Annotated in this window: 10 protein-coding genes and 1 pseudogene; 5 read left to right on the top strand and 6 right to left on the bottom strand. The window is 70.2% G+C overall.

The window, feature by feature from the left end:
* The 4 genes from AC27VN_RS19980 to AC27VN_RS19965 form a co-directional block, all read right to left on the bottom strand.
* Positions 1-1,160: beta-ketoacyl-ACP synthase III (locus AC27VN_RS19980; protein WP_490877629.1), on the bottom strand; the 1,160-nt coding region annotated here is incomplete at its 3' end.
* Positions 1,161-1,163: 3 nt separating this feature from the next.
* Positions 1,164-2,087, bottom strand: a complete 924-nt coding sequence (locus AC27VN_RS19975) for a fatty acid desaturase family protein (RefSeq protein ID WP_490877628.1) — start codon at positions 2,085-2,087, stop codon at positions 1,164-1,166.
* Positions 2,071-2,865, bottom strand: coding sequence for a sterol desaturase family protein (locus tag AC27VN_RS19970; protein ID WP_490877627.1), 795 nt, complete (start codon positions 2,863-2,865; stop codon positions 2,071-2,073). The genes AC27VN_RS19975 and AC27VN_RS19970 overlap by 17 nt, the downstream gene beginning before the upstream one ends.
* A gap of 10 nt (positions 2,866-2,875) precedes the next feature.
* A complete protein-coding gene (locus AC27VN_RS19965) occupies positions 2,876-4,459 on the bottom strand; it encodes a phospholipase D family protein (protein ID WP_490877626.1) in 1,584 nt (527 codons plus the stop codon).
* Between the two features lie 165 nt (positions 4,460-4,624).
* On the opposite strand from AC27VN_RS19965, the gene AC27VN_RS19960 reads away from it, so the two are divergent.
* On the top strand, positions 4,625-5,194 hold the full coding sequence (locus AC27VN_RS19960; protein ID WP_490877625.1) for a peroxiredoxin: 570 nt from the start codon (positions 4,625-4,627) through the stop codon (positions 5,192-5,194).
* A gap of 42 nt (positions 5,195-5,236) precedes the next feature.
* Positions 5,237-6,670 (top strand): aldehyde dehydrogenase family protein, encoded by a 1,434-nt coding sequence (locus AC27VN_RS19955; RefSeq protein ID WP_093341372.1) that lies wholly within the window; start codon positions 5,237-5,239, stop codon positions 6,668-6,670.
* 72 nt (positions 6,671-6,742) lie between these two features.
* Here AC27VN_RS19955 and AC27VN_RS19950 read toward each other — a convergent pair whose 3' ends face one another.
* Positions 6,743-7,633 (bottom strand): ZIP family metal transporter, encoded by an 891-nt coding sequence (locus AC27VN_RS19950; protein ID WP_490877630.1) that lies wholly within the window; start codon positions 7,631-7,633, stop codon positions 6,743-6,745.
* 38 nt (positions 7,634-7,671) lie between these two features.
* On the bottom strand, positions 7,672-8,322 hold the full coding sequence (locus AC27VN_RS19945) for a superoxide dismutase (RefSeq protein WP_490877624.1): 651 nt from the start codon (positions 8,320-8,322) through the stop codon (positions 7,672-7,674).
* 186 nt (positions 8,323-8,508) lie between these two features.
* Between AC27VN_RS19945 and AC27VN_RS19940 the strand changes: the two genes are divergently transcribed.
* The 3 genes and pseudogenes from AC27VN_RS19940 to AC27VN_RS19930 all read left to right on the top strand — a co-directional run.
* Entirely contained in the window at positions 8,509-9,216 is a 708-nt protein-coding gene (locus AC27VN_RS19940) for a hypothetical protein (RefSeq protein WP_490877623.1), read from the top strand.
* 112 nt (positions 9,217-9,328) lie between these two features.
* Positions 9,329-10,474, top strand: coding sequence for a GTP 3',8-cyclase MoaA (gene moaA, locus AC27VN_RS19935; protein WP_490877622.1), 1,146 nt, complete (start codon positions 9,329-9,331; stop codon positions 10,472-10,474).
* Positions 10,471-10,952: pseudogene (locus AC27VN_RS19930) on the top strand (molybdopterin molybdenumtransferase MoeA); the annotation flags it as partial. The gene moaA and the pseudogene AC27VN_RS19930, both read left to right, overlap by 4 nt.

Raw genomic sequence — 10,952 nt, 5'->3', positions numbered from 1 at the left:
CGCGGCGCGACCATCACGGGCGGCGCCTCCACCGCCTCCACCTCGAACAGCATGTAGGCCGCCATGAAGCGCCCCGACTCCGGCACGTAGCAGAAGACCTGCTCGCCGGGCTTCAGCGCGCGGGTGTGGAGGAACTCGGCCAGCATCACCAGGATCGACGCCGCCCCGGTGTTGCCGCGCCACGCGAGGTTGCTCCACCAGCGCTCGCGCGGGATCGACAGCTCGGCCTTGGCCATCAGGCCCTCGACCACCGGGATGAACTTCTCCGACGAGTAGTGGCAGAGGAAATGGTCGACGCGCTTGGGATCGACCCAGCCGTCGCGCACCAGCCCCGCGTATTCGTGGATGCCGATGTCGAACAGGTGCGGCAGCAGCCGGATGTCCTGGCGCAGCGACAGCGCGCCGGCCGCCTCGGCCTCGGACCAGGAGGCGAAGTCGAGGTGGCCGCGCGCCCGGTCCTCGGTCAGGCCCAGCTGCATGCAGACCGGGTAGTCGCCCGAGAACGAGCGCTGGTGCACCCACTTCAGGCGCAGCCGCAGGCCCGGCGAACCGGCCAGCGCGGGCGCGCCATCGGACAGCAGCAGCGCCCCGGCGCCGTCCGACAGCATCCAGCGCAGGAAGTGCGAGTCGAAGTCGGTCTCGTAGCCGCGCGCCGCGAAGCGCGAGCGCTTGAACAGCCGCGAGGGCATCTCGCTGGCCACCGCGAGCGCCGAACGGTGCGCGCCCAGCTCGATGCCCTGCGCCGCGGCCTGGATCGCCGACACGCCGGCCGCGCAGATGCCGTGCACCGCAAGCGTCTCCATCGGCGCTGCAGCGAGCTCGCCCTGGATCATGTTGGCGAAGCCGGGCATCAGCGTGTCGCCACCCGAGGAGCCGCTGGCCAAGAGCGACACGCGCGACAGCTCGGCGCCGCCGCGGCGCAGGCAGTCGCGGATCGCGCCGGCCGCCATCTGCGCATTGGTGTGGCGCGTCGCGCCTTCGGCATCGATCGCGTAGTGCCGCGTGCGGATGCCGTTCTCGGCCAGGATGCGGCGCTTGATGCGCTCGGACATCCGGTTGAGCGGCGCGATGAAGTCGTCCATGCGCTCGTTGGGCACGGGGTCGCCCGGCATGAAGTAGCCGGCGCTTTCGAGGTAGACGCGTTGGAAGGGAACTGGCATGTGTCAGGAAGTGAAGGAATCGCCCGGCATCAGCGGTCGGCTGCGCCATCGCGGCCAGACCGCGCTGAGCACGAACACGCGCGCCATGTACGGCACCAGCCCGCCCTCGTTGAGCGACGGATCGACGCGCGCGCGGTAATGCGTGCGATGCAGATGCTTGAGCTCGGACCAATGGGCATGCGGGTTCTCGTGGTGCGCCGTGTGGAGCCCGATGTTGAACAGCAGCGGATTGACCCAGCCCTCGAAATTGCGCGCGTAGTTCAGCGGGGTACCCGGGGTATCGCCGCGCGCCCCTCGTTCGGGCCGGCGACCGTCGGCATGCGCGTGCTGCAGGTAGTTGGTGGCCAGCAGCCAGTGCAGGCCGTGCAGCTGCGGCAGGATCACGAACACCAGCGCCTTGCGCCAGTCGAGCGCGAGCAGCACGGCCCAGCTCGCGAGCCACAGTGCGTACTGCGCCATGCAGTAGCGCCAGGCCCCGCGCCGATGGCGATACAGGCGGCCCAGCCACGCAATGAACAGCGGGAACAGCACCCACACCGCCTGGAACGGATGCAGCAGGTAGCCGCGCAGGTGGTTGGTGTCGCCGCCGAAGCGGTAGGTGCGCGCCACGTCCTTCGGGCCATGGCGATGGCGGTGGTGGTTCGCCACGTGCGCGGGCCAGAACACGAAGGTCGGATGGCCCTGCAGCAGCGTGATCCAGAAGTCGGTCAGCCGGTTCATGCGCCGGCCGCGCCACATGCGCAGGTGCACGTGGTTGTGGTGGATCACGCCGACGCCGAGCGTGAGGAACAGCATCGGCGCATAGAGCCAGAGGCTGAAGCCGTGCACCCATTGCCAGGCGGCGAGCACCGGCAAGGCCGCCAGGTAGAACAGGCTCTGCCAGTCGCGCCAGTGACGCAGCCGCGGCATCTCAGGCCGGCCTGCCATCGTGCGTGGCCGCACGGCCGCGCTGCCTGTCGCGAAAGCCCCGGAACAGCGGCTCGGCCGCGTCCGCCGCGATGCGGGTGCCGAAGAGCCGGTCCATGAAGGTGAACTGGAAGCCGTAGTTGCCGTTGTGGCAGGCGTGGTGCAGGTGATGGCGCCGGCTGGCCGCGAACCAGTGGCTGTACGACACGCGCGGGAAGAAGTCGTAGTTCGAATGCCCGACGCTGTTGAAGAACAAGCTGAACACCGGCACCGAGGCCAGCGACCAGAAACTGAAGTCGTGCAGCACCATCGGCAGCAGGATCACGTTGCCGAGCATCGCGGCCTCCAGCGGATGGAAGCTGTAGGTGGCCCAGGGCGTGGTCACGAAGGAGCGATGGTGCGGCCCGTGGAAGCGCCGCAGCCAGCGCGTGTGCAGCAGCCGGTGGTTGAGCCAGAAATGCACGTCGTTCCACAGCGCGAGCACCACGATCTCTGCCACGACCTGGCGCCAGCCCGCATCGGGATCGAGCCGCGCCCAGCCCAGCTGCAGCAGCCCCCAGGGAAACACCATGCCGAGCCCGAAGATCAGCACCGAGATGCCCGACTGCGTGAGCTCGCGCCGCAGTTGCCCGGGCTGCAGCGGCCGCGGGTCGAGCACCCGGCCGATGCCCAGCGCCGGCAGCACGCGCTTCGTCAGCAGGGTGTTGAGCGCGCCGAAGCCGAGGTAGATGCCGCCAAAGAACAGCAGCCCCCACAGCATCACCTGCGGGGCGGAAAGGGACGTGAAGGTCTGCGCCATCCCCCCGAGGCTACAGCAGCATCTCGGGCACGATCGGGGCGATCAGCATGTTGTAGAAGCGCTGGAAGAAATCCGACTCGGGCTCGGCGGTCAGGATCAGCTCCTTCTCGCCGTCGGTCGTGAGCCATTCCAGGGTGCCCGTGCCCTTGGCCAGCCGCAGCCGGTAGGAGTTCTGCAGCTTGCTGATGTTGATCACGCGCAGCATCTCGCGCGCGAGCTGCGGGCTGTCGGCCACCACGCCCATCTCGGTGTTCTGGCTGGCCGAGCGCGGGTCGAGGTTCATCGAGCCGATGAAGATGCGGCGCTTGTCGATGGCCGCGGTCTTGGCATGCAGCCGGCCCAGCGACTTGCCGAACATGCCGAAGCGCTCGCCCGCGCTGGTGCGCTTGGGGCTCAGCTCGTAGACGTCGGCACCGCTGCGCAGCAGCCGCTCGCGGTAGCGCGCGTAGCCGGTGTGCACCAGCGGCTCGTCGTTGGCGGCCAGCGAGTTGGTCAGCAGCGTGAGCTTGACCTTGCGCTTCGTGAGTTCCTCGAAGGCGGCCATGCCGCGCTCGCCCGGCACCAGGTAGGGCGAGGTCAGGTCGACCTCGCTCTGCGCATCGAGCATCAGGGTCCAGACCTTCATCGTCACGCTGGTGGCGATGGCCTCCTCGGCGGTCATGGTGGTCGGCTTGGTCGGCGGATCGGCGATGGCCCGCGCCTCGCCCCACAAGAGGCCCATGCGGCCCGCGTCGAGCTCCTCGGCGATCGGCCCGTAGCCGAGGATGTCGACCGGCGGCAGCACGATCTTCGGCGGCGGCGCGGCCATGCCGATCCAGGCGTCGAAATCGGCGGCCGCCGGCGCACGGCCGCCCTCGCCCGTCACGATGTCGGCCACGGGCCAGACCTGCTGGCTGTTCCAGTAGGTGTCGAAGATCGATTCGAGCTGCGGCACCACCTTGCCGACCACCAGCGCGTCCATGTCGATGAAGTTCTGCGCCTCGCTGAGCACGAAGTACTCGTCGGCGATGTTGCGCCCGCCCACCACGGCCATCGCGCCGTCGGCGATGAACAGCTTGTTGTGCATGCGGTGGTTGAGCCGCGCGATCTCCAGCGGCGAGGCCGCGAAGCGCGACAGCAGCCCGCCGCCGCGCCCGCAGCAGAAGGGATTGAACAGCCGCACCTGCACGTTGGGCACGGCGGCCAGCGCCAGCAGCAGCTGCTGGCTCTTCATGGTGTAGAGGTCGTCGACCAGCAGGCGCACCTGCACGCCGCGCGCGGCGGCCTCGCGCAGCGAACGCAGCAGCAGCCGGCCGGTGGCGTCGTTCTCGAGCTGGTAGTACTGCACCACGAGCGAACGCTGGGCTCGCTGCGCGAGCTGGATGCGCGCGTCGAGCGAATACACGCCCAGCGGCATCAGCCGGAAGCCCGAGTGCTCGCCGGGCGGCGTCGAGGCCTCGGCGATCTTCGCCAGCCGGGTCGAGGGATCGAAGGCCGCGGCATGCTCGGCGGGCCGTTCGCGCGCGGGCGGCAGCGCACCGCAGGCGGCGAGCGTCGCGGCCAGGCCGAGGGCGTACACGAGGCGCAGCGCGCGCCGGATCCAGGCATTCGTCATTTCTTCCGTCCTTCCCCACCATCGGCGCGATGAGCGCGCTCCCGGGGCCGCATCTTCCCTCTTTTCGAGCGCGGCCCCTGCAGCGGGTACGGCGCGCACGCCACGCCGGTTTCAGCGGCGGCATCGTCCTAGAATCCGCCCCCACAGCGACCGGAGCACACCGCCATGCAACTTCCGACCTTCTCGCGCGCGGCATTCGGAACCCTCACCCTCACACTTACCCTGGCCGCGGCGGCACTCTGCGCACCCGCCCACGCGGCACTCGACATCGGCGACCCCGCGCCCCGCTTCACCGCCACCGCGGCGCTCGGCGGCAAGACCTTCCGCTACTCGCTGGCCGATGCGCTCGCCAAGGGGCCGGTCGTGCTGTACTTCTTTCCGGCCGCCGACTCGAACGAGTGCTCGATCGAGGCCCATGCCTTCGCCGAGGCCATCGACCAGTTCGCGGCCCTGGGCGCGACGGTGATCGGCGTCTCGGCCGACGACATCGACACGCTGTCGAAGTTCTCGGTCAAGTCCTGCCAGAGCCGCTTTCCCGTGGCCTCCGACGAATCGAAGAGCGTGATCCAGTCCTTCGACGCGGTGATGCAGACCCGGCCCGACTTCGCCAACCGGCTGTCGTACGTGATCGCGCCCGACGGCAAGGTCGCCTCGTACTACCAAAACCTCAATCCAGACAAGCATGTCGAGCGCATGCTCAATGCGGTGAAGGCGCTGCCCAGGGCCGCACGCTAGACGGCGCGCGGGGTTTCGCCGCTTCGCGCAAAATCCCGGCCCATGCAGCTCAACTTCATCGCCAACGCCGACGTTCCCTCGGCCTCCGGCCGCACCCTCCCCGTCATCGACCCTTCCGACGGCCAGCCCTACGACGAGATCCAGCGCAGCAATGCCGCCGACATCGACAGCGCGGTGCGCGCCGCGCGCGACTGCTTCGAGGGCGTGTGGCACAAGGTCAGCGCGGCCGACCGCGGCCGGCTGCTGTTCAAGCTCTCGCTGAAGATCGCCGAGCATGTCGACGAGCTCGCGGCCATCGAGCAGCGCGACTGCGGCAAGCCCGTGAAGCAGGCGCGCGCCGATGCGCTCGCGCTGGTGCGCTACTTCGAGTTCTATGCCGGCGCCTGTGACAAGCTGCACGGCGAGACCATCCCCTACCAGGACGGCTACAGCGTCTTCACCTGGCGCGAGCCGCACGGCGTGACCGGCCACGTCATCCCGTGGAACTACCCGATGCAGATCTTCGGGCGCAGCGTGGGCGGCGCGCTCGCGGCCGGCAACGTCTGCGTGGTCAAGCCGGCCGAGGACGCCTGCCTGTCGCTGATCCGCGTGGCGCAGCTCGCGGCCGAGGTCGGCTTCCCGGCCGGCGCGCTCAACATCGTCACGGGCTACGGCCACGAGGTGGGCGACGCGCTCGCGCGCCACGAGGGCATCGACCACATCAGCTTCACCGGCAGCCCGAAGATCGGCACGCTGATCCAGCAGGTGGCGGCCGAGCGCCATTGCCCGGTCACGCTCGAGCTCGGCGGCAAGAGCCCGCAGATCATCTTCGCCGATGCCAACCTCGACGCGGCGATCCCGGTGCTGATCAACGCCATCGTGCAGAACGCCGGCCAGACCTGCTCGGCCGGCTCGCGCGTGCTGGTCGAGCGAGCCATCTACGAGCCGCTGCTCGAGCGCCTGGGCCATGCGTTCGAGGCGCTGCGCGTGGGCCCGGCCGCGATGGACCTCGACGTCGGCCCGCTGATCCGACAGACCCAGCAGCAGCGCGTGTGGGATTTCCTCAGCGACGCGCAGGTGGCCGGCATCCCGATGGTGGCGCAGGGCATCGTGGTCGACGAAGCACCCGAGACCGGCTTCTACCAGGCGCCCACGCTGCTGCGCGACGTGCCGGTGAACCATCGCCTCGCGCAGGAAGAAGTGTTCGGCCCGGTGCTCGCCGCCATGGCCTTCGCCGATGAAGACGAAGCCGTCGCGCTCGCCAACGCGACCCAGTTCGGCCTGGTCGCCGGCATCTGGACCGAGAACGGCGCGCGCCAGTTCCGCATGGCCAAGCGCGTGCGCAGCGGCCAGGTGTTCATCAACAACTACGGCGCCGGCGGCGGCGTCGAGCTGCCCTTCGGCGGCGTCAAGTCCTCTGGCTATGGCCGCGAGAAGGGCTTCGAGGCGCTGTACGGCTTCACCACGCTGAAAACGGTGGCGGTGAAGCACGGCTGAGATCGCCCCCTTCAAGCAAAAACGCGGCGGACCGCCAGGCCCGCCGCGTTTTTTCTTGCGCGCCGCAGCCGCTCAGCCGAGCGCCGTATCGAGCAGCATCATGAGCACGAAGCCCACCATGAGCCCGCCGGTGGCGAAGGCCTCGTGCCCCTTGCGGTGCGACTCCGGAATGATCTCGTGGCTGATCACGAACAGCATCGCACCCGCCGCGAAACCCAGGCCCCAGGGCAGCAGCATCGCCGAATGGCCGACCACGGCCGCGCCGAGCACCGCGCCCAGCGGCTCGACCAGGCCCGAGGCCATGCCGATCAGCACGGCGAAGCTGCGGCTGTAGCCCGCGGCCAGCAGCGCCACCGCCACCACCAGGCCCTCGGGCACGTCCTGGATCGCGATGCCGGTGGCCAGCGCGTCGGCGCGCAGGCCGTTGTTGGCCGCGTAGCCGACGCCGATCGCCAGCCCCTCGGGCACGTTGTGCAGCGCGATCGCGAACACGAAGAGCCACGTGCGCCGGATCTGGCGCGCCGCCTGCCCCTCGCGGCCCTTGATGAAATGCTCGTGCGGCAGCACGCGGTCCATCACCATCAGAGCGATGCCGCCGAGCAGGATCGCGCCGCCGATCACGCCGCCGGCCGCCCAGTCGCCACCGCCGAAGACGCCGATCGACTTGGCCGCCTCGAGGCCCGGAATGATCAGCGAGAAGGCGCAGGCCGCGAGCATCACGCCGGCGCCGAAGCCGAACAGCGTGTCCTGCACGCGGTCGGGCAGGCGCTGCGAGAAGATCACCGGCGTGGTGCCCAGCGCCGTGGCGAAGGCCGCCACCGAGCCGCCGAGGAACGCGTTCCAGACCACCGGGTCGGCGGTCACGAAACGCCAGAAATGCGCCACCACGACGACCGCGCCGGCCGCCACGATCGCCAGCCCGAGCCATTCGCGCGCGCTGCGGGCGGGACGCGGGCCGTGCATGGCGGGGGCCGCGGCCGGTTGCTCGGAGCTGTCGGGGTTCATGCGCCGGAATTTCCGCCGCGCAGCGCCGCGGCATGGCGACGGGCCACCTCGGCCCAGTTCACGACGTTGTAGAAGGCCGCGATGTATTCGGGGCGGCGGTTCTGGTACTTGAGGTAGTAGGCGTGCTCCCACACGTCGAGCCCGAGGATCGGCACGTTGCCCGAGCCGATGCCGCGCATCAGCGGGCTGTCCTGGTTGCCGCTGCTCTCCACCGCGAGCTTGCCGGCGGGCGTGACCGTGAGCCAGGCCCAGCCGCTGCCGAAGCGCGTGAGCGCGGCCTTGGTGAAGGCCTCCTTGAAGGCCTCGAAGCCGCCGAGGTCGGCATCGATGGCCTTGGCGAGTTCGCCCTCGGGCAGGCCGCCGCCGCCCTGGCCCACGGGCGCCATCACGGTCCAGAACAGGCCGTGGTTGGCATGGCCGCCGCCGTTGTTGCGCACCGGCGCGCGCAGGGCTTCGGGCAGCTGTTCGACGCCGGCGATCAGCGCCTCGACCGGCTGGCCTTCGTGCGGCGTGTCCTTCAACGCGGCGTTGAGGTTGTTGACGTAGGTCTGGTGGTGCTTGCCGTGGTGGATTTCCATCGTCTGCGCGTCGATGTGGGGCTCGAGCGCGTCGAAGGCATAGGGCAAGGCGGGAAGAACGTAGGGCACGATGACAAAGCTCCTGGTTGAAAGAAGCCCTTTGCGTCGTCCATTCGCTACGTACTCAGGCGCACAAATGATAATTGTTCGCATTGTCTATGTCCAGACAGGCTGCATGGGAATGGCGAGAACCCGCCAGGCGGGGCGCGGCCGATACACTGGCCGGGCCGTCGCCGCCTGCGCAAAGAACGCCCGATGAACGCTCCACGCCCCCTGCCCTTCGTCCGCCTCCTCCCCGTGCTGGCGCTCGCCGCCGCCGGCCTCGCCCGCGCCGAGTTCGCCTCGCCGCCGCCCGGCGAATACATCTACCAGGGCGGCAACGGCGCGCTGCGCGTCAAGCCCAACGGCCATTTCGACATCACGACCATCGGCGCCAACGCCCACACCTGCGCGCTCGACGGCAACGTGGCGCGCGGTACGGCGAAGCTCGACGACTCGAGCTGCGTGGTGAACTTCACCGTCAACGGCGGCACGGTCAAGGTCGGCAGCAACGGCGCCGACCAGTGCCGCGACAGCTGCGGCGCGCGCGCCACCTTCGAGGGCACCTACACCCGCCCGGCCCCGGCCTGCACCGACAAGGCCGTGGCCGCCTCGCGCCAGGGCTTCAAGCGCCGCTACGACGCGCGCGACTACGCCGCCGCCCTCACCACGCTGGCGCCCGTGCTCACCGAGTGCGACAAGACCCTCGACTGGATCAGCAAGGGCTGGATGCGCAACGACCTCGCGCTGACCCAGTACAAACTCGGCGACCGCGCCGCCTGCCTGCAGACCCTGGCGCCGCTGGCCGAGAGCGCGGGCAAGAGCGACGAGAAGATCCAGGAGGAATACCCGCCGGCCGACGCCGAGATCTACCTGCCGGTGGTGCGCGCCACCCGCACCAACCTCAAGCTCTGCCGCGGTTGAACGGCCCCGTATCGCCGAAGCTTGACCGCGGGCAAGGTCGGCCGCGGCGCGATCCAGTAGCCTGCGCGGCACAGGCCCTTGGGCCATGGCGCAAAATCGGACCCCTCGCCCCATGAACAACCGCAGCAGCTCCAGCACCGTCATCCCGATCGCCGAGATCGGCCGCGCGCGCGCGGCCCTCGCCGTGCCCGGCGTCGCGGTGCCCGCCACCGGCGTGCTGCACGACCGCCTAGGCCGGCCGCTGACCGACCTGCGCATCAGCGTGACCGACCGCTGCAACTTCCGCTGCAGCTACTGCATGCCGAAGGACGTGTTCGACCAGGACTACCAGTACCTGCCGCACAGCGCGCTGCTGAGCTTCGAGGAGATCACGCGGCTGGCCCGCCTGTTCGCCGCGCACGGCGTGCGCAAGATCCGGCTGACCGGCGGCGAGCCGCTGCTGCGCAAGAACATCGAGGGCCTGATCGAGCAGCTCGCCGCGCTGCGCACGCCCGCGGGCGAACCCCTCGAGCTCACGCTCACCACCAACGGCTCGCTGCTCAAGCGCAAGGCCGCCGCGCTCAAGGCCGCCGGCCTGCAGCGCGTGACCGTCAGCCTCGACAGCCTCGACGATGCCGTGTTCCGCCACATGAACGACGTCGACTTCCCGGTCGCCGACGTGCTGGCCGGCATCGAGGCCGCGCACGCCGCGGGCCTGGGCCCGATCAAGGTCAACATGGTGGTCAAGCGCGGCACCAACGAGCAGGAGATCCTGCCGATGGCGCGCCACTTCCGCGACCAGCTCGACGGCAAGGTCGTGCTGCGCTTCATCGAGTACATGGACGTCGGCGCCACCAACGGCTGGCGCATGGACGAGGTGCTGCCCTCGGCCGAGGTGGTCGCGCGCATCGGCGCCGAATTCCCGCTGCGCCCGCTCGAGGCCAGCGTGGCCGGCGAGACCGCCCAGCGCTGGGCCTATGCCGACGGCCGCGGCGAGATCGGCGTCATCAGCAGCGTCACGCAGGCCTTCTGCCACGACTGCAGCCGTGCGCGGCTGTCGACCGAGGGCAAGCTCTACCTGTGCCTGTTCGCGAGCGCCGGCCACGACCTGCGCCCGCTGCTGCGCGGCGCCGCCAGCGACGAGGAGATCGCCTCGGCCATCGGCCATGTCTGGCAGGGCCGCGCCGACCGCTACTCGGAACTGCGCGCGCTGCGCGGCCCCGACGATGGCGGCGCCAAGGCGCAGCGCCGCGTCGAGATGAGCTACATCGGCGGATGAGCGCACCGATGGGCCGCATCGCCGACATCGCCGCCGGCCTCGCCTGCCACGACACCCAGGACCTCGGCGTCGATGGCGTGCGCAGCTTCATCGAGCGGCTGGTCGAGGGCGCCGTCGTCGCCCAGCGCGAGCAGCTCGGCCTGCGCCAGGCGCTCGGCCGCGTGCTGGCCGAGGACATCGTCTCGCCGGTCAGCGTGCCGCCGCACGACAACTCCGCCATGGACGGCTTCGCCTTCGACGGCGCGCTGCTGCGCGACGACGCGCCCAGCGATGCCTCGGTCTCGCTGCGCATCGTCGGCACGGCATTGGCCGGCGCCACCTGGCGCGGCGTGCTGGCCGCGGGTGATGCCGTGCGCATCATGACGGGCGCCGTCATGCCGGCCGGGCTCGACACCGTGATCCCGCAGGAGTTCTGCCGCGTCGAGGACGATCGCCTGAGCTTTCCCGCGCGCGTGGTGCGCCGCGGCGACAACCGCCG

It is taken from the genome of Variovorax sp. 20P10.2.4 (genome assembly GCF_058244205.1).
The sequence above is the reverse complement of the archived record's forward strand: the minus strand, read 5'-3'. Positions and strand labels throughout refer to the sequence as shown.

What these genes read in the sequence shown, in the direction of transcription:
- moaA (WP_490877622.1), top strand. Translation starts at nt 9,329, where the DNA reads ATGAACAACCGCAGCAGCTCCAGCACCGTCATCCCGATCGCCGAGATC.
- AC27VN_RS19970 (WP_490877627.1), bottom strand. Translation starts at nt 2,865, where the DNA reads ATGGCGCAGACCTTCACGTCCCTTTCCGCCCCGCAGGTGATGCTGTGG.
- AC27VN_RS19975 (WP_490877628.1), bottom strand. Translation starts at nt 2,087, where the DNA reads ATGGCAGGCCGGCCTGAGATGCCGCGGCTGCGTCACTGGCGCGACTGG.
- AC27VN_RS19940 (WP_490877623.1), top strand. Translation starts at nt 8,509, where the DNA reads ATGAACGCTCCACGCCCCCTGCCCTTCGTCCGCCTCCTCCCCGTGCTG.
- AC27VN_RS19955 (WP_093341372.1), top strand. Translation starts at nt 5,237, where the DNA reads ATGCAGCTCAACTTCATCGCCAACGCCGACGTTCCCTCGGCCTCCGGC.
- AC27VN_RS19965 (WP_490877626.1), bottom strand. Translation starts at nt 4,459, where the DNA reads ATGACGAATGCCTGGATCCGGCGCGCGCTGCGCCTCGTGTACGCCCTC.
- AC27VN_RS19960 (WP_490877625.1), top strand. Translation starts at nt 4,625, where the DNA reads ATGCAACTTCCGACCTTCTCGCGCGCGGCATTCGGAACCCTCACCCTC.
- AC27VN_RS19950 (WP_490877630.1), bottom strand. Translation starts at nt 7,633, where the DNA reads ATGCACGGCCCGCGTCCCGCCCGCAGCGCGCGCGAATGGCTCGGGCTG.